The organism is Cellulomonas sp. NPDC055163 (genome assembly GCF_053607065.1).
This window is the reverse complement of the sequence record NZ_JBSGSU010000002.1, coordinates 460,753-485,736: the sequence shown is the minus strand read 5'-3', so window position 1 is coordinate 485,736 and position 24,984 is coordinate 460,753. Positions and strand designations below refer to the sequence as shown.

The 24,984-nt window shown below is 73.3% G+C and carries 20 protein-coding genes; 10 read left to right on the top strand and 10 right to left on the bottom strand.

Annotated elements, in window-relative coordinates:
• Window positions 1-29 precede the first annotated feature (29 nt).
• Both ACWFNE_RS05940 and ACWFNE_RS05935 read left to right on the top strand, forming a co-directional pair.
• Window positions 30-3,932: an alpha-L-arabinofuranosidase C-terminal domain-containing protein gene (locus ACWFNE_RS05940; protein WP_452121504.1), complete on the top strand. Its 3,903-nt coding sequence runs from the start codon at window positions 30-32 to the stop codon at window positions 3,930-3,932.
• 287 nt (window positions 3,933-4,219) lie between these two features.
• Window positions 4,220-5,161, top strand: coding sequence for a hypothetical protein (locus ACWFNE_RS05935; RefSeq protein WP_452121503.1), 942 nt, complete (start codon window positions 4,220-4,222; stop codon window positions 5,159-5,161).
• 126 nt (window positions 5,162-5,287) lie between these two features.
• Here ACWFNE_RS05935 and ACWFNE_RS05930 read toward each other — a convergent pair whose 3' ends face one another.
• A complete protein-coding gene (locus tag ACWFNE_RS05930; RefSeq protein ID WP_452121502.1) occupies window positions 5,288-5,992 on the bottom strand; it encodes a potassium channel family protein in 705 nt (234 codons plus the stop codon).
• Window positions 5,985-7,361: a TrkH family potassium uptake protein gene (locus ACWFNE_RS05925; RefSeq protein ID WP_452121501.1), complete on the bottom strand. Its 1,377-nt coding sequence runs from the start codon at window positions 7,359-7,361 to the stop codon at window positions 5,985-5,987. The genes ACWFNE_RS05930 and ACWFNE_RS05925 overlap by 8 nt, the downstream gene beginning before the upstream one ends.
• 231 nt (window positions 7,362-7,592) lie before the next feature.
• Here ACWFNE_RS05925 and ACWFNE_RS05920 point away from each other — a divergent pair, with 231 nt between their 5' ends.
• Entirely contained in the window at window positions 7,593-9,380 is a 1,788-nt protein-coding gene (locus ACWFNE_RS05920; RefSeq protein ID WP_452121500.1) for a glycosyltransferase, read from the top strand.
• A gap of 2 nt (window positions 9,381-9,382) precedes the next feature.
• A complete protein-coding gene (locus ACWFNE_RS05915) occupies window positions 9,383-9,619 on the top strand; it encodes a hypothetical protein (protein WP_452121499.1) in 237 nt (78 codons plus the stop codon).
• 13 nt (window positions 9,620-9,632) lie between these two features.
• Here ACWFNE_RS05915 and ACWFNE_RS05910 read toward each other — a convergent pair whose 3' ends face one another.
• Window positions 9,633-9,863, bottom strand: coding sequence for a response regulator transcription factor (locus tag ACWFNE_RS05910; protein WP_452121498.1), 231 nt, complete (start codon window positions 9,861-9,863; stop codon window positions 9,633-9,635).
• Between the two features lie 132 nt (window positions 9,864-9,995).
• A complete protein-coding gene (locus ACWFNE_RS05905) occupies window positions 9,996-11,330 on the bottom strand; it encodes an APC family permease (RefSeq protein ID WP_452121497.1) in 1,335 nt (444 codons plus the stop codon).
• A gap of 81 nt (window positions 11,331-11,411) precedes the next feature.
• Between ACWFNE_RS05905 and ACWFNE_RS05900 the strand changes: the two genes are divergently transcribed.
• The 5 genes from ACWFNE_RS05900 (at window position 11,412) to ACWFNE_RS05880 (ending at window position 16,647) form a co-directional block, all read left to right on the top strand.
• Complete coding sequence (locus tag ACWFNE_RS05900; RefSeq protein WP_452121496.1) at window positions 11,412-12,593, top strand: acetoin utilization protein AcuC; 1,182 nt, start codon at window positions 11,412-11,414, stop codon at window positions 12,591-12,593.
• 149 nt (window positions 12,594-12,742) lie between these two features.
• Window positions 12,743-12,952, top strand: a complete 210-nt coding sequence (locus ACWFNE_RS05895) for a helix-turn-helix domain-containing protein (protein ID WP_412870906.1) — start codon at window positions 12,743-12,745, stop codon at window positions 12,950-12,952.
• A gap of 198 nt (window positions 12,953-13,150) precedes the next feature.
• Entirely contained in the window at window positions 13,151-13,249 is a 99-nt protein-coding gene (locus ACWFNE_RS05890; RefSeq protein WP_003792170.1) for a 30S ribosomal protein bS22, read from the top strand.
• A 105-nt stretch (window positions 13,250-13,354) separates the two neighbouring features.
• Window positions 13,355-15,556 (top strand): beta-L-arabinofuranosidase domain-containing protein, encoded by a 2,202-nt coding sequence (locus tag ACWFNE_RS05885; protein WP_452121495.1) that lies wholly within the window; start codon window positions 13,355-13,357, stop codon window positions 15,554-15,556.
• Window positions 15,557-15,597: 41 nt separating this feature from the next.
• Window positions 15,598-16,647: a LacI family DNA-binding transcriptional regulator gene (locus tag ACWFNE_RS05880; protein ID WP_452121572.1), complete on the top strand. Its 1,050-nt coding sequence runs from the start codon at window positions 15,598-15,600 to the stop codon at window positions 16,645-16,647.
• Window positions 16,648-16,675: 28 nt separating this feature from the next.
• Here ACWFNE_RS05880 and lgt read toward each other — a convergent pair whose 3' ends face one another.
• From lgt to ACWFNE_RS05850, 6 genes are all read right to left on the bottom strand, one after another.
• Window positions 16,676-17,710: a prolipoprotein diacylglyceryl transferase gene (lgt, locus tag ACWFNE_RS05875; RefSeq protein WP_452121494.1), complete on the bottom strand. Its 1,035-nt coding sequence runs from the start codon at window positions 17,708-17,710 to the stop codon at window positions 16,676-16,678.
• Between the two features lie 173 nt (window positions 17,711-17,883).
• A complete protein-coding gene (locus ACWFNE_RS05870; protein ID WP_452121493.1) occupies window positions 17,884-18,540 on the bottom strand; it encodes a YesL family protein in 657 nt (218 codons plus the stop codon).
• Window positions 18,537-19,904: an arabinan endo-1,5-alpha-L-arabinosidase gene (locus tag ACWFNE_RS05865; RefSeq protein WP_452121492.1), complete on the bottom strand. Its 1,368-nt coding sequence runs from the start codon at window positions 19,902-19,904 to the stop codon at window positions 18,537-18,539. Before ACWFNE_RS05865 ends, ACWFNE_RS05870 begins: the two co-directional genes overlap by 4 nt.
• 2 nt (window positions 19,905-19,906) lie before the next feature.
• Window positions 19,907-20,767: a carbohydrate ABC transporter permease gene (locus tag ACWFNE_RS05860; protein ID WP_452121491.1), complete on the bottom strand. Its 861-nt coding sequence runs from the start codon at window positions 20,765-20,767 to the stop codon at window positions 19,907-19,909.
• A gap of 9 nt (window positions 20,768-20,776) precedes the next feature.
• Entirely contained in the window at window positions 20,777-21,754 is a 978-nt protein-coding gene (locus ACWFNE_RS05855) for a carbohydrate ABC transporter permease (protein WP_452121490.1), read from the bottom strand.
• A 91-nt stretch (window positions 21,755-21,845) separates the two neighbouring features.
• Window positions 21,846-23,198 (bottom strand): ABC transporter substrate-binding protein, encoded by a 1,353-nt coding sequence (locus ACWFNE_RS05850; protein ID WP_452121489.1) that lies wholly within the window; start codon window positions 23,196-23,198, stop codon window positions 21,846-21,848.
• Window positions 23,199-23,659: 461 nt separating this feature from the next.
• Between ACWFNE_RS05850 and ACWFNE_RS05845 the strand changes: the two genes are divergently transcribed.
• Window positions 23,660-24,970: an alpha-galactosidase gene (locus ACWFNE_RS05845; RefSeq protein WP_452121488.1), complete on the top strand. Its 1,311-nt coding sequence runs from the start codon at window positions 23,660-23,662 to the stop codon at window positions 24,968-24,970.
• The last annotated feature ends 14 nt before the right edge of the window (window positions 24,971-24,984 follow it).

Sequence of the window (24,984 nt, the reverse complement as noted above, 5' to 3'; positions counted from 1 at the left end):
TCTACAACGTCGTAGAAAAGGAGAAGCCCATGACGGCTCCGTCAGCACGCCTGCGCCTCCCGGCGCGGGTCGCCGCCCTCGGGCTCGTCGGGACGCTCGGGCTCGTCGCCCTGCCGTCCGTGACGGGCGTCGCGTCCGCCGCCCCACCGCCCGGAACCGTCCCGGAGGGTGCCTGGGTCGAGGAGTTCGACGCCGCCACCCTCGGCGACGCCTGGTCGGTGGTCAACGAGACGCCCGCCAACCTGTCCCTGACCGCGAACCCCGGCAACCTCACCCTCACGTCGCTCGCCGGGGACACCTGGCAGACGACGAACACGGCGCGCAACGTCGTGCTCGTCGACGTCCCCGTCGGGGACTTCACCGCGGTCACGCAGGTCACCGCACCCGTCACCGCCGACTTCCAGGGCGCCGGCCTCATCGCGTGGCGCGACATGGACAACTACGTCCGCGCCGGCCTCGCGCACGTCTCGTTCGCCGAGGGCGGGCCCGTCGTGATCGAGAACGGCGTCGAGACCGCCGCCACGTACGGCTCGACGTTCACGGCCCGGCCGGGCTCGACGTCGGAGGTGCTCCGGCTCCAGCGCACGGGCGACACGATCACCACGAGCTACTGGGCCGACGGCGCCTGGGCGACCGCGGCCGAGGTCACCGTCGGCTTCGACGTCACGCAGGTCGGCGTCTACGCGCTCGCGTCGCAGGCCGGCGTCGCGCACGAGGCGGTGTTCGACTGGTTCGCGCTCGACGCCGCCGAGGGGCAGCCGTTCGTGCCGACGGGCGACGTGACCCTGCACGGCCCGGGCGACGAGCTCCGCCACCTGACGGTCGCGACCGACGACGACGCACGCGCGCTCGAGCTCGGGTCCACGCGGCCCGACTCGACGGTCGCGCTCACCGTGACCCCCGTCGACGAAGGCGCCGAGGGCGCGGTCCACCTCGCCGCGGGCGACCGTCCGGTCGTCGTGGCCGACGAGGCGCTCGTGCTCGGGGACCCCGGCCAGGACCCCGCCGACCTGCGGTTCGTCGACGCCGGCGGCTCACGCCTCGTGCTCGAGGTGCTCGGCGAGGGCGGCGGCTTCGCGGGGGTCGCGGACGGCGGCGCGCTCGTCGTCGGCCCGCGTGACGAGGCCGTGCGGCTCACGCTCGAGGGCGTGCGCGCCGAGCACGCGACGATCGCGGTCGACGCGTCGGGACCGACCGTCGACATGAGCGACGACCTGTACGGGATCTTCTACGAGGACATCAACCGCGCGGCCGACGGCGGGCTCTACGCCGAGCTCGTGCAGAACCGGTCGTTCGAGTACTCGACCGCGGACAACGCGTCCTACACCCCGCTCACGTCGTGGGAGGAGGTCGAGCGCGGCGGCGCCACGGGCACCGTCCAGGCCGTGGACGACGACGAGCGCCTCAACGAGAACAACCGCACCTACCTGCGGCTCGACCTCGACTCGAACGGAGCGGGTGCCGGCGCAGGGGTCGGCATCCGCAACCTCGGGTACAACACGGGCGTGTTCGTCGAGGCCGGCGCGACGTACCGCTTCTCGGCGTTCGTGCGCCGCACCGCCGACCACGACCGCCCGCTGACCGTGCGCGTCGAGTCCGCGGACGGCACCCAGGTCCTGGGCGAGACCACCGTGACCGCGGCGAGCGACGAGTGGACCAAGGTCACCGGCCAGATCGCGGCGACCGGCACCACGACCTCGGGCCGCCTCGTCGTCCTGGCCGACGGCAGCGGGACCGTCCGCCTCGACATGGTGTCGCTGTTCCCGACCGACACGTACAAGGGCCGCGAGAACGGCCTCCGCAAGGACCTCGCTCTCCTGATCGAGGAGATGGACCCGCAGTTCGTGCGGTTCCCCGGCGGCTGCGTCACGAACGTCGGCACGTTCGACCCGTACGAGGCGCCGAGCTACGACCGCAAGCGCACGTACCGCTGGAAGGAGACGATCGGCCCGCTCGAGGAGCGCCCGACCAACTACAACTTCTGGGGCTACAACCAGTCGTACGGCCTCGGCTACCTCGAGTACTTCCAGCTCGCCGAGGACCTCGGCGCCGAGCCGCTGCCCGTCGTCTCGGTCGGCGTCAACGGCTGCGGTGGCCCGCCGCCGCTGACGGACCCCGTCGCGCTGCAGGAGTGGATCGACGACACGCTCGACCTCATCGAGTTCGCCAACGGCGACGTCACGACCGAGTGGGGCGCCGTCCGCGCGTCGCTCGGCCACCCCGAGCCGTTCGGGCTCGAGTACATCGGCCTTGGCAACGAGGAGGTCCAGCGCGAGTTCCTGACGAACTACCCGCAGTTCCACGAGGCCATCCGCGCCGCGTACCCGGACGTCAAGATCATCTCGAACTCGGGTCAGACGTCCGCGGGCGCCTGGTTCGACGAGCTCTGGGACTTCGCCCGCGACCAGGGCGCCGACCTCGTCGACGAGCACTACTACAACTCCCCGGACTGGTTCCTCGCGAACACGCACCGCTACGACGACTACGACCGCACCGGCCCGAAGGTCTTCATCGGCGAGTACGCCTCGCGCGGCAACACGTTCGGCAACGCGCTCGCCGAGGCCGCCTTCATGACGGGCATCGAGCGCAACTCCGACGTCATCGAGCTCGCGTCCTACGCGCCGCTGCTCGCCAACCAGGACTACGTGCAGTGGGCGCCGGACGCGATCTGGTTCGACAACGCCCGGGCGTACGGATCCGCGAACTACTACGTGCAGAAGCTCTTCGCCACGAACCAGGGCGACGAGGTGCTCGCGAGCACGCTGACCGGCGCCGGCGGCGAGGCCGCGCCGGACGTCACCGGCGGCGTCGGCCTGTCCACGTGGCGCACCCAGGCGGCGTACGACGACGTCCGGGTCACCTCGAACGACACCGGCGAGGTGCTCCTCGCGGAGGACTTCGCGGACGGCACGGCCGACGGCTGGACCGCCACGGGCGGGCAGTGGGCGGTGACCGGCGGCGAGTACGTGCAGTCCGACGGCGCCGTCGAGGACGCCCGCACGACCGGCCCCGCGGCCGGCTGGAGCAACTACACGTACGAGGTCGACGCCCGGAAGATCTCCGGCAGCGAAGGCTTCCTCGTGATGTTCGGCGTCCAGGACACCGGCAGCTACTACTGGTGGAACCTCGGCGGGTGGAACAACACCCGCTCGGCGATCCAGCAGGCCACCGGCGGCGGCGCGACCGAGGTCACCGGGAGCACCACGACGATCGAGACCGGCCGCACCTACCGCGTCAAGATCGAGGTCACCGGTCGCACGGTCAAGGCGTACCTCGACGGCGAGCTCGTCACCGAGTTCACCGACACCACGAGCGACGAGGACGTCCACCAGGTCGTCACACGCGACCGCGAGACCGGCGACACGATCGTCAAGCTCGTGAACTCCTCCGCCGAGACGATCCGCACGGACGTCACCGTCGAGGGCGCACCGGTCGCCGAGACCGGGACGATCACCGAGCTCACGGCCGAGTCGCTCACCGCGACGAACACCATGGCGGACCCGGAGAACGTCGTGCCGGTCACCCGCACCTCGGAGCGGCTCGGCAACGCGTTCACCTACGACGCGCCCGCGCACTCGGTCACGGTGATCCGGCTCGCGCCGGGCGGCGAGAAGGTCCCGTCGACGACGGCGGTCCAGCTCGCGCCGGCGAAGGTCAAGGCCGGCAAGGAGTCGAAGGCCACGGTCACCGTCCGGGCACAGGACGGCCCGAGCTCGACGACGCCGGGTCAGGGCAGGGTCACCCTGCTCGTGGGTGACCGCGTCGTCGGCGAGGCCGCCCTCGACAAGGGCCGCGCCCGGTTCACGCTGCCGGCCGACCTCCCGGCGGGGACGCACACCGTGACGGCACGCTACGGCGGCACGTCGACCGTCGCTCCCTCCGAGGGCGCGGCGACGCTCACGGTCGAGGCGAAGCCGAGGCCGCGCGGCTGAGTGCCGCCACCGGCGCCGCGGTGACGCACCGGGCCCCGGGTCGATCCACGACCCGGGGCCCGGTGCGCGTGCGTGGTCCGGCGGCGTCGGTGCGCGCCGGCGCGCGTCGGTGCGCCGGGGGTGCGGCGAGCGGGTGAACTGTCGGGTATCCGGGGCTTCGACCGTTGCGTCCGAAACACCCGTGACGCACCATGAACACCGGCGGCACCGGAACGCGGCAGGGCTCGACGACGGGCCCCGGACGGGTCGTCTCAGGGGGTAGATCAGTGAACAAGCGTGGAACTCTCATGTCCGTCACCGTCGCTGCGTGCGCGGCCGCGGTACTGGTCACGGGGATGGCGGCGCCGGCGTCGGCCTACGCCAAGGGCCGCACCACGCAGCTCGGGGTCGCGGAGTGCGCGACCGACATCAACGAGCGCGGCACGATCGTGCTCCGGACGTCGCTCCACCGCAACGGTCGCACCGAGCCCCTCCCCGGGGGCCTCACGTCCGCGTCGCTCATCAACAACCGTGGCCACGTCGTCGGCGCCGTCGACGGGCAGACGGCGGTCTGGAACGGCACCGAGACGGTCCTGCTGACGCCCGTGGACCCCGAGGACACCTACGTGTTCGTCACGGCGATCAACGAGCGCGGCGACGTCGTCGGCACCTCCTCCCAGCTGGGCGGGACGTCCCGCGCGTTCCTCCGCACCCGCGACGGCGTCGTGACGGTGCTGTCCGCGCCGGGCGTGACGGCCGGGGCCAACGGGCTCAACGACCGCGGCCAGGTCGTCGGCTACGTCTTCGAGGACGGCGTGCAGGTCGCGGTGCGCTGGAACCGCGACGGCAGCATGACCCGCCTCGCGCCGCTCGCGGCCGGTGCGGGCGCGCTGGCGGACGACATCAACGACAACGGCCAGGTCGTCGGGTACTCCTACGACGCGTCGGGCAGCGGTCGCATGCACGCGGCGCGCTGGACGCGCCCGGACCGCGCCGAGTCCCTCGACCCGGTGGGCACGGCCATCGCCGGTGCGGTCGACGTGAACAAGTACGGCCGCATTGTCGGCTCGCTCGCGCTCGACGGGTCCACGCAGCAGGGCTTCGTGCGTGACGGCTCCGGCCCGACGCGGGTCGTCCCGCTGAGCCAGCAGGGGCGCGTCGAGGTGCTCACCGCCGTCAACGACTACGGGCAGGCCGTCGGGTGCTCGTACGGCGACTTCGACGAGAGCGCGGTCGTCTGGCGCTCTTGACGTCCGTCCGGGACGCCCGTGGACGCGCAGGCCCCCGGGCCGACAGCGCGCCCGGACGAGCAGCCCACGGACGGGCAGCGCCCCCGACCTCGACCGAGGTCCGGGGGCGCTGCTGCGAGCCGCGGGTCAGGGCCGCGACGCGAAGCGTTCGAGCAGCTCGGCGTGGCCCGAGACGATGATGAGGTCGTTCGCGGAGATCCGCGTGTCCGGCTCGGCGTACACGAACTCGACGCCCGGGCTCTTGACCCCGATGACCGTGACGCCGTAGCGCTCGCGGATCTTCGACTGCGCGATCGTGAACCCCTGGGTCTCGCGCGGCGGGCGCATCTTGACGACGGTGAACCCGTCCTCGACCTCGATGTAGTCGAGCAGCTTGCCGGAGACGAGGTGCGCGACGCGGGACCCGGCGTCCGCCTCGGGGAGGACGACGTGGTGCGCCCCGATGCGCTGCAGGATGCGCGCGTGCTCGGCGCTGATCGCCTTCGCCCAGATCTGCGGCGTGCCGAGGTCGACGAGGTTGCCGGTGATGAGCACCGAGGCCTCGAGGTAGGACCCGACGCCGACGACGGCGACGGGGAAGTCGCGCGCGCCGAGCTGCTCGAGCGCCTCGGGGTTGGTGCAGTCGGCCTCGACGAGCGGGACGCGGCCCGCCCACTGCGCGACGAGCTGGGGGTCGCGCTCGACGGCGAGCACGTCCTGCCCGAGGCGCTCGAGCGTCGCGGCGATCGCGGACCCGAACCGGCCGAGGCCGATCACGAGCACGCCCGCGTCGCGCTTGCGCTCCTTGCCGCCGGGTGCGGAGCGAACCCCGGGCTGCGGTGCGTCAACCAATGATCGGCCTCTCTTCCGGGTACCGGATGACCCGACGACGGCTCCGCAGCGCGAGGGCTGCGGCGAGCGTCATCGTGCCGGTCCGGCCGATGAACATGAGTGCGACGAGCACGTACTTGCCGGCGTCGGGCAGGTCCGGGGTGATGCCGGTGCTCAGGCCCACGGTGGCGAACGCCGAGATGACCTCGAACAGGACCCGGTCGAGCGTGAGGCCGGTGATCGCGAGGAGCACCAGGCTCGCCACGAGGACGATCGTCGCCGAGACCAGCGAGACCGCGATCGCGACCTGCAGCGCCTCGCGCGGGATGCGCCGGCCGTACGCCTCGACGTCCCGGTCGCCGCGCCCCTCGGCGACGATCGCGAGGAGCATGACCGCGAGCGTCGTGACCTTGATGCCGCCCGCGGTCGAGGCCGAGCCGCCGCCGACGAACATGAGCGCGTCGTTGAGCAGCCAGGTGCCCTCGTGCATCTCGCCGATGTCGACGGTCGAGAACCCGCCGGACCGGGGCATGACCCCCGCGAACAGCGACGCGAGGATGGTCCCGGGCCAGTCGAGCGGCTTGAACGTGTCCGGGTTGGTCCACTCGAACGCCGCGACGAGCACGGACCCGACGACGACGAGGCCGGCGCTCGTGGTGAGCGTCAGCTTGGAGTGCAGGTTCCACGTGCTCGGGCGCCGCCAGCGGCTGCCGATGTTGAGCAGCACGGGGAAGCCGAGGGAGCCGACGAAGACGCCGACGATGATCGGCAGGAGCACCCACCAGTCGGAGATGAAGGGCTCGAGGCCCTCGGCGGTCGGGATGAAGCCCGCGTTGTTGAACGCCGAGATCGCGTAGAAGACGCCGTACCAGATGGCGTCCCCGAGGCTCTCGCCGAGCATGAGGAACCGCGGCACGAGGATCACCGCGATCGCGCCCTCGAGCGCGAGCGAGGTGACGATGACGGTCCGGAGCAGCGAGCCGACTTCGCCCAGGCGGGTGGTCTTCGTCTCGGAGGTCACGAGCAGGCGCTGGGTGAGCCCGATCCGGCGGGACACCGCGAGGCCGAGGATCGACGCGAGCGTCATGACCCCGAGGGCGCCGATCTGGATGCCGACGAGGATGGTCACGAGCCCCGCGGTCGACCAGTAGGTGCCGGTCGGGACGACGACGAGGCCGGTCACGCACACCGCCGAGGTCGCGGTGAACAGCGCGTCGACGAACGACGCGCGCTCGCCCGAGGCGGTGGCCCACGGCGCCGAGAGCAGGCCCGCGAAGACGGCGACGACGGAGGCGAAGACGCCGATCGCGAGGCGCGCGGGGGACTGACGGGCCAGCCGGTCGACCATCTCGCGACCGGACCAGAACGCTGCCGGGAGGCCCCGAGCCATCCCACCTCCTGCACCTGCGGCGCGACCTCGCGGTCTCTGGCGCACGCCGGGACCTCTGACGGGCACCACTCTGGCACGCCCGGCGGTGATTGCCGCGCGCGACGACGTCCGCCGGGCGGGGGCGGCAGTCACATCACCCGATGACTTGGTTGAATGTTCAAGATAACCGGTGCCCCTGCCGATGAGAGGAGCAGCCCCAGGGCGGGGCAGGCACGGCGACGGACGGTGATCATGGACGAGCAGGGCGGCGTGAGCGTCGTCGACCACCCGGTCGACGCACCACGGACGCGGCCACGCGGCGCGCACGTGCTGCACGCCGCGCCCCGGGTCGACCTCCGCGTCCCCGCGGTCGACGCGCGCCCCGCGCCCCGCGGCGACGCCAACCCCGCGCCCGGCGCCCACTGCGGCACCGGGCCCGACGCCCGCGCGGCGGTCGCAGCGGTCACGGCGGGTCGCCTCCCCGACGGCCTCCCCGCGCCGGCCGCCCGGCCCGACGACGCGTCGGCCACGCCCGCGGACGTCCCGTGGCTCCAGCGCGTCATCGGCCTCGTCGTCCTCACGATCGCCCTGTCCGCCGCCGCGCTGCTCTGGGTCACGGTCGGCGCCGGGGTCCCGCTCGAGGACCACCGCCCGGCCGAGGCGACGCTCCTGGGCTTCTGGCGCGTCGTCTACGCCACCGAGGTGCCGACGGTTCGCGTGCTCGTCGCCGCCGTCGCGTTCGCCGTGCTCGTCGCCGCCGGCGTCGCGCTGCTCGAGCGGCGGATCGCGAACCGCTCGCGCCGCTCCGCCGACGTCCGCACCGACCCCCTCGCGCCGAAGCTCGTCATGGCGCGCACGCGCGGCGTGTGGGCCGGGCCCGTCACCGTCACCGTGCTGATCCCGGCGCACAACGAGGAGGCGTCGCTGCCCGCGACCATCGCCTCGCTCCTCACGCAGTCCCACCGCCCCGAGCGGATCGTCGTCGTCGCTGACAACTGCACCGACGGCACGGTCGAGATCGCGCGCCGCGCGGGCGTCGAGGTCATCGAGTCGGTCGGCAACACGAAGAAGAAGGCCGGGGCGCTCAACCAGGCGCTGCGCCAGGTGCTGCCCGGGCAGGGCGACAACGACGTCGTCATGATCATGGACGCCGACACGAGCCTCGACGACGGGTTCCTCGAGGTCGCCGTCGCGCGCCTGACGAGCGACCGCGCGCTGCTCGCGGTCGGCGGGCTGTTCTACGGCCAGGAGGGCTCCGGCATGCTCGGGCAGCTCCAGCGCAACGAGTACATCCGCTACGGCCGGGAGATGCGCCGGCGGCGCGGCCGCGTCCTCGTGCTGACCGGGACGGCGTCGCTGTTCCGTCCGCTCGCGCTGCGCACCGTCGCGGAGAGCCGCGGCGGCGCGCTCCCCGGCCGGCGCGGCGACGTGTACGACACCGCGGCGCTCACCGAGGACAACGAGCTCACCCTCGCGCTCAAGTCGCTCGGTGCGCTCATGATCTCGCCCGAGCAGTGCACCGTCGTCACCGAGGTCATGCCGTCGTGGCGCACCCTGTGGGCGCAGCGGCTGCGCTGGCAGCGCGGTGCGCTGGAGAACCTCGGCGCGTACGGGACGACACCCAAGACGTTCCGGTACTGGGCCCAGCAGCTCGGCATCGGCTACGGCGTCATCGCCCTGTTCTGCTACTTCGGGCTCATGGCGCTCATGCTGCTCTCGAGCGACGGCTGGATCTGGTTCCCGTTCTGGATGGGCCTCGGCGTGCTGTTCGCCGTCGAGCGCGTCGTGACCGTCTGGAAGGGCGGGTGGCGGGCGCGGCTGCTCGCGGTCCTCATGGTCCCCGAGCTCCTGTTCGACGCGTTCCTCGACCTCGTCTACGTCAAGGGCGTCCTCGACATCTCCCTCGGGCGCGAGGCGGGCTGGAAGCACGTCCAACACGCCGCCCCGGCCGGCGCGCCCGTGCCCGACCCGCGGGTGAGCGCGACCGTCGCACCCGCGCCCGCGCCCATGCCCGCGCCCCTGAACGTGACGGTGGCCTGACGGTGCTCGCGCACGCGTCGGCGGTCGTCGCCGCCCAGGACCTCGTGGGCGGATCGGTGCTGCAGTCGGGCCCGCTGCGGGTCCTCGCGGCGTTCGTCACGATCAACACCGTCATGTACGGCGCGCTCGCGGTCGCCAAGATCCTGCCCAAGCTGTACCCGGCCGGGTGGTTCCCGAGCCGCAACCGCCGCGCGGAGGACCGCAGCATCTACCCCGAGGGCTGGGACGGCGAGCGCTGACGCCGGGAGGCCGTCAGAGCAGCCGCAGGTCCCGTGCCCGGGCGACCGCCTCCGCTCGCGTCGAGACGCCGAGCTTGCGGTAGACGCTGCGCAGCTGCGACTTCACGGTGTTGCGCGACACCCACAGGCGCGCGGCGATCTCCTCGACGGTCACCTCCTCGGTCAGCTCGGCGAGCACGGCCTGCTCCCGCGGCGTGAGCGCAGGCCCCGTCCAGGTCGTCGGCCCCGTTTCCTGCCTGTTCATGGCGTCCCCCGGTGACGGCGGGTCCGGACGCGGCGTTGCGCCCTGTGCCGTCAGCAGAGGAGAGAGGCGTCCCCGGCCGTCATGACGCGACTCCGGCGTGCCCGATGAGGCACGCCGGGCCCCGGGCGGGACTCAGGGGCGCGCGGCCGGCTCCACGGCGGAGGCGGACCTGTGCGACGACCCGCGGGTCACGAGGTGCAGGACCAGCCCGACCGCGAGCAGCCCGAGCGCGAGCAGCCAGTGCCGCAGCTCCTGCTGGGTCAGCAGCACGAGGCACGAGACGATCGCGAGCACCGGGATGACGACGGGTGTGCGGAAGTGCGGGTGGTCGACCGCGTCGCGGCGCAGCACGAGGACCGCGACGTTCGTCGAGAGGAACACGAAGAGCAGGAGCAGCACGACGGTCGAGGCGAGGTCGACGAGCTCGCCGGTCACCGCGAGCAGGATCGCGACCACGGTCGTCACGACGATCGCGACGCCGGGGGTCCGGCGCCCCGGCAGGAGCCGGGCGAGGGGCGAGGGCAGCAGGCCCTGCTCGGCCATCCCGAACGCGAGGCGGCTCGCCATGATCATCGTGAGCAGCGCCCCGTTGGCGACCGCGACCAGCGCGATCACGGCGAACAGCGTCGGGGGGACGCCGCCCGCGGCGCGCACGACCTCGAGCAGCGGACCGCTCGACTCCGCGAGCTCGGCGGGGGCGACGACCGCGGGTGCCACGAGCCCGACGAGCACGTAGACGACGCCCGCCGTGGCCAGGGCGCCGAACAGCGCCTTCGGGTACACGCGCGAGACGTCGCGGACCTCCTCGGCGAGGTTGGCCGAGGTCTCGAAGCCGACGAACGAGTAGAAGGCGATGAGCGCGCTCCCCAGCACCGCGGCGGCGGCGCCCGAGCCCTCGGGGGCTTCGGTGATCCGGCTCAGGTCCGCCTCGCCGCGCCCGAGCAGGACCGCGCCGAGCACCACGACGAGCAGCAGCCCGCTCAGCTCGACCGCCGTCATGACGACGTTCGCCCCGAGCGACTCCTTGATCCCGCGGGCGTTGAGGGCCGCGACGAGCAGCAGGAAGACGATCGCGGCGGGCACCGCCGGGACGTCGAGGAACTCGGCGAGGTAGTCGCCGGCGAACGCGAGCGACAGCCCGGCCGCGCTGACGACGCCGGCCGCGAGCATCGCGAACCCGACGAGGAACGACAGCCACGGCTTCCCGTACGCGCGCTCGGCGAACACCGCCGAGCCGCCCGCCCGCGGGTACTTGGTCACGAGCTCGGCGTAGGAGAACGCGGTGAGCAGCGCCATGGCCAGCGCGAGCGTGAACGCGAGCCACACGAAGCCGCCCGCGGTGCCGGCCATCTCCCCGACGAGCGCGTAGATCCCGGCGCCGAGGACGTCGCCCAGGATGAAGAGGAACAGCAGCGGACCCGTCACGGCCCGGCGCAGCCCGGGGGAGGCGGTCTCGGTCGTCGTCATGCTGCGAGTATCCGGACAGTCGCCCGCCCGCGCGCGTCGAGCCCGGGAGACCCCCGGCCACCGGACGGCTAGCGTGGGGGCATGGCGGACGTGCGGGTCGTGTGGTCCCCCGAGCTGCTGGCGTACGACTTCGGGGAGGGTCACCCGATGAACCCGCTGCGCCTGGACCTCACGATGCGGCTCGCGGACGAGCTCGGGCTGCTCGGTGACGGCGCCGGCGTCTGCGTCGTGGGGGCGGATCCGGTGGGCGACGAGGTGCTGGAGACCGTCCACGAGCACGACTACGTGACCGCCGTGCGCGCGGCGTCGGACGGCGGGCGGGGCGACCCGCTGCGCGGCCTCGGCACGACCGACGACCCGGTGTTCCGCGGGATGCACGACGCCGCCGCGCGGATCGTCGGGGGCAGCGTCGACGCGGTGCTGGCGGTCTGGGAGGGTCGCGCGCTGCACGCGGTGAACCTGACCGGCGGCATGCACCACGCGATGCCGGGCGCGGCGTCGGGCTTCTGCATCTACAACGACGCCGCGGTGGCGATCCGGCAGCTGCTCGCGGCGGGCGCCCAGCGGGTCGCGTACGTGGACATCGACGCGCACCACGGCGACGGCGTCCAGAAGGTGTTCTGGGACGACCCCCGGGTGCTCACCGTCTCGGTGCACGAGAGCGGCTTCACGCTGTTCCCGGGCACGGGGCACCCGCGCGAGGTCGGCGGGCCGGGCGCGCAGGGCAGCGTCGTCAACGTCGCGCTCCCCGCACGCACGAGCGACGCCGGCTGGCTGCGGGCCATCGACGGCATCGTCCCCGCGGTCGTGCGCGCGTTCGAGCCGGAGGTCCTCGTGACCCAGCACGGGTGCGACGCGCACGTCGAGGACCCGATCACGAACCTCGACGTCAGCATCGACGCGGAGCGGGTCGCGGCCGAGCGGCTGCACGAGCTGGCGCACGAGCTCACGGGCGGGCGGTGGATCGCGCTCGGCGGCGGCGGCTACGCGGTGGTCGACGTCGTGCCGCGCGCGTGGGCGAACGTCATCGGCATCGCGTCGCACCACCCCGTGCCGGCCACGACGCGCATCCCGGAGGCGTGGCAGGTCGAGGTCGAGGCGCGGTACGGCAGGCGCGGCCCGGGCAGCATGACGGACGGCCAGGACGCGCGGTTCCGGCCGTGGGCGGCGGGCTACGACCCGTCGGACGACGTGGACCGGGCGGTGCGGGCGACCCGCACGGCGGTGTTCCCGCTGCTCGGGCTCGACCCCGACCACGACTGAGCCCGGGCACCACTTTTCACTCCCGCCTCCCCTTTCACACGGGGCGCACGACGGCCTAGGGTGAGCCAGCGACCCGCACGGGCCGTCGGCGGTCCCCTGCCGGTGCTGGCGACGTCCCCGCGTCGTCGACGAGAACAGCGAGAAGAGCGATGTCGAGCGACCAGCCAGCGCGCGTGCGGTTCCTGACCGTCGCGGAGGTCGCCGACGTGATGCGCGTGTCGAAGATGACCGTGTACCGGCTCCTGCACTCGGGCGAGATGCCGGCGGTCCGCGTCGGGCGCTCGTTCCGGGTCCCGCAGGACGCGCTCGACCACTACCTGCGCACGGCGGCGCTCGACCAGGACCGCCTGACGTCCTGACCCTGCGCGGAGGCTGCGGGTGCCCGTCGGCCGGCGCGGGACGCGGGCTCGTCGCCGCGTGCCTCGCGGATCGCGTAAGGTAGGCGAGGACTTTCCCGTGCGTGGGCGTTTCGGCTTCATGAGCATCGACCGTGCCGCGCGTCGATCGGACGACCACCTGGGACGCGATGCGCTCCCACCGGAAGCAAGTGAGGACCCATGGGCTCCGTCATCAAGAAGCGCCGCAAGCGGATGGCCAAGAAGAAGCACCGCAAGCTTCTGCGCAAGACGCGCCACCAGCGCCGCAACAAGAAGTGACGTCGCCGCTGCGGCGGCTGTAGTCCCCGTCAGGCCCGGCATCGCGCCGGGCCTGACGTGTTCCTGCACGTCGATGCCGCTCTACATCGTTGTAGCATGGCGCGCATGACAGCGACGCAGCCGTCCGCCCCGCCGGGCCGCCCGAGGACCGGAGCACCCCCGGTCGAGCCCGCGCCGGGCGCGGGGCCGGCCGTGGGCGCGGGGCCGACGCCGACCGCCGGGCCCACGCTCGGCGCCGGACCGGGCCTCGCCGCCGGACCCACGGCGACCGGCGCGTCACCCCACGTCCGGCTCCAGCCGCTCCCGTTCGCCGCGACCCGGCTGTCCGAGGAGGGCGAGCTCGGTCGCTGGCAGGCGCTGAACCGCGCGGCGACCCTTCCGCACCTCGTGGAGAACCTCGAGACGTCCGGTGCGCTCGACAACCTCCGGCGCGTCGTGGGGAGCCACGACGGCCCGTACCGCGGCTTCAGCTTCGCCGACTCCGACGTGCACAAGTCGCTCGAGGCGATCGCGTGGGAGGCCGGGCGCCGGCCCGACGCGCAGGACTGGGAAGGGTTCACGCGCGACGTCGTCGAGCTGCTCGCCGCCGCGCAGGACGAGGACGGCTACCTCGACTCGCACGTCCAGGAGCCCCGGGCAGGCAGCGCCGCGCACCCCGGGCCCCCGGCGGGCGGGGACCCTCGCCGGACCGACCGGCGCTGGACCGACCTGCGCTGGGGGCACGAGCTCTACGTGCTCGGGCACCTCGTCCAGGCGGCCGTGGCCCGCACGCGCACGACCGGGCGCACCGACCTGCTCGACGTCGCCCGCCGCTTCGCCGACCACGCCGTGCGCCGGTTCGGGCCGGGGGGCGTCGACGGGTACTGCGGGCACCCCGAGGTCGAGACCGCGCTCGTCGAGCTCTACCGGCTCACCGGCGAGCGCGCGTACCTCGACCTGGCGCAGCGCATGGTCGACGCCCGGGGGAGCGGGCTGCTCGGCTCGGGACCGTTCGAGCCCGCGTACCACCAGGACCACGCGCCGGTGCGCGCTGTCACCGAGGCCACCGGGCACGCCGTCCGCCAGCTGTACCTCGCCGCGGGGGTCGCGGACCTCGTCGCGGAGACCGGCGACCAGGAGCTGCTCGGCGCGCTCGTGCGGCTCTGGGACAGCGCGCAGGACACCAAGGCGTACGTCACCGGCGGGCTCGGCGCCCGGCACAAGGACGAGTCGTTCGGGGACGCGTACGAGCTGCCGCCCGACCGTGCGTACGCCGAGACGTGCGCCGCGATCGCCAGCGTGCAGTGGGCGTGGCGCATGCTGCTGCTCACGGGCGAGGGCCGCTACGCCGACGAGATGGAGCGCGCGCTGCACAACGCGGTCGCGGCGTCGACGTCGGTCGACGGCCGGCACTTCTTCTACTCCAACCCGCTGCAGGTCCGCACGGGGCACGACGGGTCGAGCGAGTACTCGGCGTCGACCCGGCTGCCGTGGTTCGCGTGCGCGTGCTGCCCGCCGAACCTCGCGCGTCTCGTCGCGTCGCTGCACGCGTACGTCGCGACGCGCGACGAGCGTGGCGTGCAGCTGCACCTCTACGCCGAGGGCACGATCACGCTGCCGGGCGAGGGCGAGGGCGAGGGCGACGGCGAGGGCGACGGCGACGGCGACGGCGCCCGGCTGCAGGTCACGACCGGCTACCCGTGGGACGGCAGGGTGACGGTCGACGTCCTCGGCGGCGGGCTCGGCGGGGAGCTCGCGCTGCGCGTCCCGGGGTGGGTGCTGCCGGGTGGCGCGGTGCTGCGGGTCGACGGTGCCGAGCACGCGGTCGACGTCGCCGCCGTGCACGCCTCCGGGGGCTACGTGCGTGTTGCGCCCGGTGCCCGCCGCATCGAGCTCGACCTCGCGATGCCCCCTGTGGCGGTGCGTGCGCACCCCCGTGTCGACGCGGTGCGCGGCTGCGTGGCGCTGCGCCGCGGACCCGTCGTCTTCTGCCTCGAGCAGGCGGACCTCCCCGCGGGCGTCGCGCTCGAGGACGTGCGGCTCGCGCACGGCACACGGCTCGACCTCGGCCCGCCCGACCCGTCGATCGGGGCCCCCGTGACGATCGAGGCCGACGGCGTGCACGTGCCGGCCGCCGCGGGGATGCTCGTCGTGGTGGGCGTGGGTGAGGTCCCGGCCGGTGGGGGCGGCCTCGTCGACGCCGACCTGCGCGACCCCGACGCCCCGCTCGCGCCCCTGCGGCTGCGGGCGGTGCCGTACCACCGCTGGGCCAACCGGGACGAGGGCGCCATGCGGGTGTGGGTACCGGTGCAAGGATGGGCGCCGTGAACGGGTCGAAGCGGGGTGGCACGCGGAACGGCACGGCGACGATGCACGACGTCGCCGAACGGGCGGGCGTGTCGATCAAGACGGTCTCGAACGTCGTCAACGGGTACCAGTACATCCGCCCGGCGACGCGCGCGCGCGTCGAGCAGGCGATCGAGGAGCTCGGCTACCAGGTCAACATCTCGGCCCGGAACCTGCGCCAGGGCCGCACCGGGATGATCGGGCTCGCGGTCCCCGAGCTGAGCCTGCCGTACTTCGCGGAGCTCGCCGACTCCGTGATCCAGGCCGCCGACGCGCGCGGGCTCACCGTGCTCATCGAGCAGACGAACTCCGTGCGCGAGCGTGAGCTCGAGGTGCTCTCGGGCCAGCGCCGCCACCTCACCGACGGCCTGATCTTCTCGCCGCTGAGCCTCGGCCCGGAGGACCGCGCGTCCTTCGAGGTCGACTTCCCGATGGTGCTCCTGGGCGAGCGCATCTTCGGCGGGCCCGCGGACCACGTGACGATGAACAACGTCGAGGCGGCGCGCGCCGCGACGCAGCACCTCCTCGACCTCGGCCGCCGCCGGATCGCCGTGATCGGCGCGCACGAGGGGGAGTCGATGGGCTCCGCGGCGCTGCGCGTCCAGGGGTACGAGGAGGCGCTGGCCGACGCGGGGGTCCCGCTCGACCCGGCGCTCGTGGGCGAGGCCGGCCTCTGGCACCGCGCGACGGGCGCGGAGGCCATGCACCGCCTGCTCGACTCGGGGGTCGAGATCGACGCGGTCTTCGCGCTCAACGACGCGCTCGCGCTCGGTGCCCTGCACGCGCTGCACGCCCGGCGCGTCGCGGTGCCCGAGCAGATCGCGGTGATCGGTTTCGACGACATCGACGACGCGGCCTACTCGTCGCCGACCCTCTCGACGGTCGCGCCCGGACGCGAGCAGATCGCCCGGACCTCGGTCGACCTGCTCATCGCACGGATCGCGGACACCCCGCGCTCCCGCCCGTTCGAGCAGGTCGTCGCCGACTACGAGATCGTCGCTCGCGAGTCGACGCTCGGGGTCGCGGGCTCCACACCGGTGACCCCGGTGCTCGGGCGGTCGGTCGTCGCCTGAGGCGCACCGCACGCGACCGCGCCCACGGTCAGCGGGCCTCGTCGGCCCCGGTGCGCGCGTCGCCGGGCCCTGCCGGGGCGCCGTCCACCCCGGGGGGTGCGCCGTCGGCCGGTCCCTGCCCGTCGGAGGTGCCCTGCCCGTCGGAGGTGCCCCGCGGTGCGGCGCTGTCCGGCAGTGCGGGCACGGCCTGCGGTGCGGCGGTGTCCTGCGGTGCGGCGGGCTCGCGGCCCGGCACGTGCACCGACGTCTCGGGCTCGGGGTGGCGCCGGCCCTGCACGACGATGATCGCCACGCCGAGTGCGACGGCGACGAGCGCGCCCCAGACGTTGGCGGGCAGGCCGAGCGGCGTGATGCTCGTGGGGTCGATCCGGAGCGTCTCGAGCCAGACCCGCGCGGCGCCGTACCAGACGAGGTAGAGGCCGAACGCCCGGCCCCAGCGCAGCCGGAAGCGCCTCTCGAGCACGAGCACGACCGCGATGCCGAGCAGGTTCCAGAGGAGCTCGTAGAGGAAGAGGGGGTGGAACAGCGTCCCGTCGGGCAGGCCGTCGGGGTAGGCGCCGTTCGACGACGGAATCTCCAGCCCCCAGGGCAGCGTCGTCGCACGCCCGAAGAGCTCGTGGTTGAACCAGTTGCCGAGGCGCCCGATCGCCTGCGCGAGCAGCATCGCCGGGGCGAGCGCGTCCGCGAACGACCAGAACCGGATGCCGGCCCGGCGGCAGCCGATCCACGCACCGACGGCCCCGCCGATGAGCGACCCGAGGATCGCGATGCCGCCCTCCCACACGAACAGCACCCGCACGGGGTCCTGACCGGCGCCGAAGTAGTCGCCCCAGTGCGTGAGCACGTGGTAGATGCGGGCCCCGAGGATCCCGAACGGGACGGCCCAGATCGCGATGTCGAGGACCGCGTCCGGGTGGCCGCCGCGCGCCGTGAGCCGCCGCGACGTGAGCCACGCTGCGGCGGCGATGCCCGCGAGCAGGCACAGCGCGTACGTGTGGATGGTGAGGGGTCCGACCGAGAACGACGACCAGGTCAGATCGGGGCTGGGGATGCCGGCGCGCATGGGGTCCTCCTGTCGACCGACCGCGACCCTACCGCCCGCGGGCCGTGGTCCGTGGGCCGTGGCGGTGCCGTCCCCGTCCCGGGCCGGGCCGGGCGCCGGCCGGTCCCGTGCCGGTCGCTGGCCGGTCTCGGACGGGTCTCGGGCCGGTCGGTCCCGGGCCGGGAGCGCCGGGCTCAGCCGAGCGAGCGGGTCCCAGGCGTGGCCGGGTCGGCGTCGAGTGCGTCGAGCGCGTCGAGCCGGTGGTCGACGAGCCAGCCGGACAGCAGCAGCGGCAGGCTGAGCCCGGCGAGCGGCACGAGGACGGTGAGCTGCGTCGCCACGACGGCGAGCGCGGCGAGCGTCACGAGGACCGCGAGGCCCGTGAGCGGCGAGAGCAGCGGCGAGAGGGCGACGTACCGCCAGGTCGCGAGCGGCCCGTCGGCGGACCGGCGAGTGACCGGGAACAGGTGCGCGAGCGCGACCGCCGACCACGTGCCGACGAGCGTCAGCCCCGCGAGCATCGCGCCCGCGGCCGGCCCCTCGGCGCTCCGGACCACCGCGAGGTCGACGGCCAGCAGCGCTCCCACGACCCAGAACGGGACGCCGAGCAGCGCGTGCCGGCGGAAGCCCGAGCGGTACGCCGACCAGAAGTCGCGCCCGAGGTGCTCGGAGGGGTCGCCCGCGACGGCCCGGGCCAGCAGCTGCCCGCCGGACGCGAGGGCGGGGAACAGCCCCGCGAGGACGAGCCCCGCCAGCGCGCCGACCACGACGAGCAGGTTCACGGCCACGACGTGCGCGGCGACGCGCAGGAACACCATGACGCGCCCGGCCCAGCCGGCTGCCTCGGTCATCGCCCGTCCCTCCCCGGCGCGTCCGGCAGCCGGGTGCCGAAGCTCGCCGTGCCGCGGCTGTCGAGCCCGGTGACCGACCACGCGGTGCGCTCCCGCACAGCGTCCCACGACGCGAACGCGACGCCGTCGAACGACTGCGCGCCGCGGACCCACGTGAACCGCCCCTCGCCGTGGTCGCGCACGTGCACGAGGTCCGCGGCCGTGACCGTGAGCTCGCGCGAGGCGGTCACGCCGGTGGTCGCGCCGTCGAACGTGACGACGTCCCAGCGGCCGACGAGCACGCCGAGCCCGTCGGGTGCCACGGGGCCACCACCGGGTGCGCGCTCCTCGCGGACGCCGGCCCACGGCTGCGGCGAGACCACCGGCCAGCGCCCGTGCGTCCAGACGAGCCGGCGCACCTGCACCTCGTGCTGCGTCGGGTCGTCGCCGTCGCGGACGTGGTGCACGTAGAGCTGGTCGCGGCCGTCGGTCAGCACCGCGCCGTGCCCGGGGGCGAGCCAGGTGCGCCCGCCGCCGAACCGGTGGCTCGCGAGGACCGTGGTGCCGACGAGCGCCGGGTCGGTCGCGGTGTCGGTCAGCTCGTGGCCCGCGACGTCGTGGAACGGGCCTGTGACGTGCTCCCCGACCGCCGCGCGCACGTGGTAGGTCGAGAACAGCGAGTCGTAGGACACGAGCAGCGCGTGGCCGCCGCCGGGCCGCGGGACCACGAACGCCCCCTCGACGGCACCCTCGACGCTCGCGGGCCGGCGCGCGACGCACGTGCCCACGTCACCGGGGCGGGCGGCCAGGCCGGTGCGGGCGTCCAGCGCGAGGACGTGGATGCCACCGAAGAACGACCCGTACACGAGCCAGTGGTTCCCGTCGTCGTCGACGACGGCGTTCGCGTCGATCGCGTTGGGCCCCGGCGTCTCGTGCCGGCTCGTCACGACGAGCCCGCGGTCCTCCCACGGCCCGAGCGGGTGCGACGCCACCGCGAGCCCGATCGCGGAGGTCCGCGAGCCGAACGTCGACGCCGACCAGTACATGCGCCACTCGGTCGTCGTCGGCGCACGCCCGTCGCGCCCGTCGTCGCGCCCGTCGTCGCGCGCCGCGACCGGCACCCGCACCACGTCGGGCGCCCACAGCCCGCTCGCACCCGACCACGCCGCGCCGTCGGCCGGGACGCCCTCGAGCGCGTAGCCGGCGAACTCCCACGTCGCGAGGTCGGTCGAGCGGCGCACCTGGACCCCGGCGCGGGGCGGTCCGCCGGAGAACGCGTCGGTCGAGAACAGGTAGTACACGCCGTCGTCGTCGCGGACCGCGGTCGGGTCGTGGGCGTGCCGGGGTCCCCAGCCGCTCGGGTCGGCCGGGTCGAGGGTCGTCATGCTCAGCCCTTCGTGCCGGTGAGTGCGACGGACTCGATGATCTGCCGCTGGAAGACCAGGAACACGACGAGGATCGGCAGCAGGGCCACGAACGACGCGCCCATGATGAGCGGGTAGTCGCGCTGCGTCGCGAACTCGACGTTGAGGTTCGCGATGACGACCTGCAGGGTCTGCTTCGACTCGGTGTTCAGGTACAGGATCGGCGCGAGGTAGTCGTTCCAGATCGCCATGAACCAGAGGATGAACTGGGCGGCGATCGCGGGCCGGATCATCGGCAGGATCATCACGCGGAAGATCTGCAGGTAGCTCGCGCCGTCGATCTTCGCGGCCTCGACGACGGAGTCCGGGACGGACTCGAGGTACTGCCGCAGGAAGAAGATCATGATGATGTTCCCGAACAGGAGCGGGACGATCAGCGGCAGCAGGGTGTCGACCCAGCCGATCTTCGCGAACATCACGAACTGCGGGATCATGATCGTCGGGAACGGGATCATCAGGCCGGAGAGCAGCCCGAGGAAGATCGCGTTCTTGAACGGCAGCCGGAGCTTCGCGAGCGCGAACGCCGCGAGCGAGGACGTGATCGACCCGACGACCGTGACGGTGCCGGCCACGACGATGCTGTTCCGGAACCCCGACAGGATCGGGGCCTCGGACCACATGCGCGTGAACGTGTCCCACTGCGGCACCTCGGGCCACAGCACGGGCGGCAGCGCGAACACCTCGACCTTCGTCTTGATCGCGGTCGTGAACATCCACAGCAGGGGCGCGATCATCACGACGGCGCCGAGGACGAGCACCGCGAGGACGAGCCCGTTGACGAGGCGGTTCTGGGCGGCGACGCCCATGGAGTTTCTGCGGCTCATGTCAGGCCCTCACTCGATGCTGAAGCTGTTGCGCCGGTTCAGGCGGAACTGGACGACGGTGACGACGAAGACGAGGACCCCGAGCACGATCGACATCGCCGTGGCGTAGCCCATCTGCTGGTACCGGAACGCCTGCCGCACGATGTAGTAGACGATCGACGCGGAGCTGAACTCGGGCCCGCCGGTCGGCGTCATGATGTTGATCTCGGTGAAGATCTGCGACCCGGCGATGACGTTCGTGACGATGAGGAAGAACGTCACGGGCCGGACCATCGGGAGCGTGATCGAGCGGAACCGCTGGAACGCGTTCGCGCCGTCGAGCGCCGCGGCCTCGAGCAGCGACGAGGGGACCGACTGGATGGCCGCCAGGTACAGCAGCATCGAGTACCCGAGGCCCTTCCAGATCGCCATGATGATGAGCGCGGGCTTGACGGTCGCGGTGTTCGCGAGCCAGTCGGGCCCCTGGATGCCGAACCACGAGAGCACCTGGTTCACGAGACCGAAGTCGCCGTTGTAGGCGAACTGCCACACGATCGCGATCGCGGCGAGCGAGGAGATCACGGGGACGTAGTAGATGGTGCGCAGCGCGGTGCGCCCGGCGATCTTCCGGTTGAGGGCGAGCGCGAGCAGCATCGCGAGCACGAGCCCGATCGGGATCCCGATCATGTAGAACACCGTGTTCCACAGCGAGGTGCGGAAGTACTCGTCGCTCAGCAGCCGCGTGTAGTTGTCGAGGCCGACGAAGGTCATCGGTCCGAGCCCGTTCCAGCTCGTGAGCGACGCGTAGGCGGCGAACACGACCGGGTACACGGTGAAGAGCAGGAACCCGACGACGGGCGGGGCGACGAACGCCAGCGCCCAGCGGTGCTCGCTCCTGTGCAGGCGCCGGTTGGCCTGCGTGGCCCGCTGCTCGGGTGTCGGCTCACGGCCGGGGCCCGCGGGGCCGGTCCCCTCGGCCGGGGCGGAGATGCTCGTGGTCTGGGTCATCCGGGGTCCTTTCCTCCGGTCCCCGCCGCCCGCGGTCACGGGTCGGCGGGCGGCGGGGACGTGGGGTGCGGGGACGTGGCGTGCTGGGACGTCAGCGGCCGGCGGCGGCCTGCTCGGCCGTCGCGTTCGACTCGTCGAGCAGCGACTGCATCTTCGGCTGCGTCTCGGCGAGGTAGTCGGCGGCGGTCTGCTCGCCGTCGATCACGGGCTGGATGTTGGTCCACAGCTCGTCGTACCACTGGGCGCCGTAGGTGTAGGCCGCGGGCATCGCGCGCCCGTAGTCCTGCACGATGTCCAGGAACTCCTTGCGGTTGGCGGGCTCCGCGTCGGGCGCGGCGGCCCACTCCTCGGCCATGTCGACCAGGTTCGGGACCTGGATCCCGGCGTCCACGAGGGTCTGCTGCGCCGCGGCGTCGGCCGACAGGTAGGTCACGAGCTTGACGGCGTCCTCGGGCAGCTTCGTCGTGTTCGACACGCCGATGCCGAGCGAGCCGATCCACGTCGCGGACTCGCCCGTCTCGCCAGCGGGCCACGGGATGAGGTCGTAGTCGAAGTCGAGGTCGTTGTAGACGCTGACGTCCCACGGTCCGACCGGGAAGAACCCGATCTCGCCGGCCATCCACCGCTGGTACGTGTCGAGCGTCGCGGCCTCGGAGGCCGACGGCGTGACCTTGTGCACGTTCGTCAGGTCGGCGAACCACTGGAGCGCCTCGGCGAACTCGGGGGTGTCGACGGTGACCTCGGTGCGCTCCGCGTCGGTCCAGTCGCCGCCGTTGCTCCACACGAGCGACTGCAGGTTCCACTGGACGTTGAGGCCCGTGCCCCACTGGTCGAGCGCGCCGTCGCCGTCGGTGTCCTTGGTCAGCTGCTTCGTGACGTCGACGAACTGGTCGAGCGTGTAGGGCACGTCGGGGTCGGGCAGCGGGATGCCGGCGGCGTCGAGCATCGTCCTGTTGTAGCCGAACGCGAACGGGCCGACGTCCTTGGGGAGCCCGTAGAGCGCACCGTCGGGCGTGCCCTGGAGCTCGCCGTCGAAGCGGTAGGAGTCGACCCCGTACTCCCACATGTTGTCGAGGTCGACGCCGCTGGCCTCGACCTCGTCGGTGATGTCCATGAGGACGCCGGAGGAGACGTAGGACTGCAGGTTGGCCTGCTCGATGTAGAAGACGTCGGGGACCTTGTTGCCGGCGACCGCGGCCTGGAGCTTCGTGGCGTACTGGTCCGCGTCGGTCACGATCATCTCGACCTCGACGCCCGTGTCCGCCGTGAACTTCTTGATGGCGGTCTCGTAGGCGGCCTTCTCGTCGGGGCCCCCGCGGAACATGAACGTGAGCTTCTTCTCGCCGTCGTCCGCCGCGCCGCCGCCGCTGCTGCACGCGGTGAGGGCGAGCGTGCCGGCCAGAGCCGCGCACACGGACAAGGACAGGAGCCTCGTCTTCTTCATCTGTGCCTGCCTCCCATATCCCCAGGATGTGCGAGGTCACCACTTCGCGACCGACGCGGGGCCGGCCAGGGTCGTCGTTGACCTCACTGCTCGTCGACGTTGTGTACAACGTCGTTCTACAACGTTGCACAACATGACACGTTCCCGACCGGGCGGTCAAGCCACGATCGGGTAACGGTACGTCCGGGCGGACGCGGTCCGGTCCGGCGCGGGCTCCGTCCGTCAGTCCGGCGCCCGCTCCGGCCGGCGGTCCAGGTCGATTCCGCCCGGCGGTCCGGCGTCTGCTCCTCGCGGTCATCCAGGACGGTCCCGCGCCGCAGTCCGCGCAGCTCCTGAGCGGCCGGCTGCCCGGGCGGCGCGCCCTCGCGGTCCGCGAGCCGGGCGCTTGACCGCGACGTGCCCGGTGGGCATGATGCGTCTACAACGATGTAGAGAACGATCCCGCGAAGGAGCTGGTCGTCATGGCGCTGCTGGCGCCCACCCCGCCCATGGGCTGGAACTGCTGGGACTGCTACGGGACCACCGTCACCGAGGCCGAGGTGCTCGCCAACGCGCGCTTCCTCGCCGAGCACCTGCTGCCCACCGGCTGGGACACCGTGGTCGTCGACATCGCCTGGTACGACCCGACCGCCCGCTCCCACGGCTACAACGCCGGAGCGCCGCTCGCGCTCGACGGGCACGGCCGCCAGCTCCCCGCCGAGAACCGCTTCCCGTCCGCCGCCGGCGGTCGGGGGTTCCGGCCGCTCGCCGACGCCGTGCACGCGCTCGACCTGCGGTTCGGCGCGCACGTCATGCGCGGCATCCCGCGCCTCGCCGTCGAGCGTGACCTGCCCGTGCTCGGCACCACCTGGACCGCGCGCGACGCCGCCGACACGACGTCCACCTGCGCGTGGAACCCCGACAACTACGGGCTCGACCACGACCACCCCGCGGCGCAGGCGTACCTCGACGGGCAGGTCGCGCAGCTCGCCGGGTGGGGCGTCGACCTCGTCAAGCTCGATGACGTGCTCGCGCCGTACCACTCCCGCGCGATCGAGGCGTGGGCCACAGCGATCGAGCGCAGCGGCCGGGACGTCGTCCTGTCGCTCTCGCCCGGCACGCACCTGTCGACCGCGCACCTCGACCACCTGCGCGGGCGCGCGCAGACGTGGCGGGTCTCCGACGACCTGTGGGACCGCTGGGAGGACGTGCACGCGCAGCTCGCACGCCTCGCCCGGTGGGCCCCGCACCAGCGCCCCGGCGCGTGGGCCGACGCCGACATGCTCCCGCTCGGGCGCATCGGCATCCGCGCCGAGCGGGGCGAGGACCGCCAGAGCCGGCTGACCCCCGACGAGCAGCGCACGCTCCTGACCCTCTGGGTCATGGCGCGCTCGCCGCTCATGATGGGCGGCGACCTTCCCACGAGCGACCCTGCGACGATCGCGCTGCTCGCGAACCCCGCCGTCGGGCACGTGCTGCGCACGGGGCAGGACGGCCGCGAGCTCCTGCGCGAGGACCTCGGCGACGGCGAGCTCGTCGTGTGGTCGGCGCACGCCCCGACGACCCGCACGCGCTACGTGGCGGTGTTCTGGACCGGGACCGCGCCGCGGCGGCACTCCCTGCCGCTGACGTCGGTCGTCGGGCACCCGCCCGCCCCCGTGCCGTGGACGGTGCGCGACCTGTGGGACGCAGTCGGCGGCACGACCCCGCCCACGACGTGCGTCGACGGCGGCGACCTGGACCTCGACCTGCCGCCGCACGGTGTGCGCTGGCTCGCACTCGACCCGGCCTGAGACCCGGGCGACCT

What these genes read in the sequence shown, in the direction of transcription:
- ACWFNE_RS05935 (WP_452121503.1), top strand. Translation starts at nt 4,220, where the DNA reads ATGTCCGTCACCGTCGCTGCGTGCGCGGCCGCGGTACTGGTCACGGGG.
- ACWFNE_RS05860 (WP_452121491.1), bottom strand. Translation starts at nt 20,767, where the DNA reads ATGAGCCGCAGAAACTCCATGGGCGTCGCCGCCCAGAACCGCCTCGTC.
- ACWFNE_RS05850 (WP_452121489.1), bottom strand. Translation starts at nt 23,198, where the DNA reads ATGAAGAAGACGAGGCTCCTGTCCTTGTCCGTGTGCGCGGCTCTGGCC.
- ACWFNE_RS05845 (WP_452121488.1), top strand. Translation starts at nt 23,660, where the DNA reads ATGGCGCTGCTGGCGCCCACCCCGCCCATGGGCTGGAACTGCTGGGAC.
- ACWFNE_RS05925 (WP_452121501.1), bottom strand. Translation starts at nt 7,361, where the DNA reads ATGGCTCGGGGCCTCCCGGCAGCGTTCTGGTCCGGTCGCGAGATGGTC.
- ACWFNE_RS05920 (WP_452121500.1), top strand. Translation starts at nt 7,593, where the DNA reads ATGGACGAGCAGGGCGGCGTGAGCGTCGTCGACCACCCGGTCGACGCA.
- lgt (WP_452121494.1), bottom strand. Translation starts at nt 17,710, where the DNA reads ATGCGCGCCGGCATCCCCAGCCCCGATCTGACCTGGTCGTCGTTCTCG.
- ACWFNE_RS05895 (WP_412870906.1), top strand. Translation starts at nt 12,743, where the DNA reads ATGTCGAGCGACCAGCCAGCGCGCGTGCGGTTCCTGACCGTCGCGGAG.
- ACWFNE_RS05890 (WP_003792170.1), top strand. Translation starts at nt 13,151, where the DNA reads ATGGGCTCCGTCATCAAGAAGCGCCGCAAGCGGATGGCCAAGAAGAAG.
- ACWFNE_RS05865 (WP_452121492.1), bottom strand. Translation starts at nt 19,904, where the DNA reads ATGACGACCCTCGACCCGGCCGACCCGAGCGGCTGGGGACCCCGGCAC.
- ACWFNE_RS05905 (WP_452121497.1), bottom strand. Translation starts at nt 11,330, where the DNA reads ATGACGACGACCGAGACCGCCTCCCCCGGGCTGCGCCGGGCCGTGACG.
- ACWFNE_RS05885 (WP_452121495.1), top strand. Translation starts at nt 13,355, where the DNA reads ATGACAGCGACGCAGCCGTCCGCCCCGCCGGGCCGCCCGAGGACCGGA.
- ACWFNE_RS05880 (WP_452121572.1), top strand. Translation starts at nt 15,598, where the DNA reads ATGCACGACGTCGCCGAACGGGCGGGCGTGTCGATCAAGACGGTCTCG.
- ACWFNE_RS05855 (WP_452121490.1), bottom strand. Translation starts at nt 21,754, where the DNA reads ATGACCCAGACCACGAGCATCTCCGCCCCGGCCGAGGGGACCGGCCCC.
- ACWFNE_RS05870 (WP_452121493.1), bottom strand. Translation starts at nt 18,540, where the DNA reads ATGACCGAGGCAGCCGGCTGGGCCGGGCGCGTCATGGTGTTCCTGCGC.
- ACWFNE_RS05900 (WP_452121496.1), top strand. Translation starts at nt 11,412, where the DNA reads ATGGCGGACGTGCGGGTCGTGTGGTCCCCCGAGCTGCTGGCGTACGAC.
- ACWFNE_RS05910 (WP_452121498.1), bottom strand. Translation starts at nt 9,863, where the DNA reads ATGAACAGGCAGGAAACGGGGCCGACGACCTGGACGGGGCCTGCGCTC.
- ACWFNE_RS05940 (WP_452121504.1), top strand. Translation starts at nt 30, where the DNA reads ATGACGGCTCCGTCAGCACGCCTGCGCCTCCCGGCGCGGGTCGCCGCC.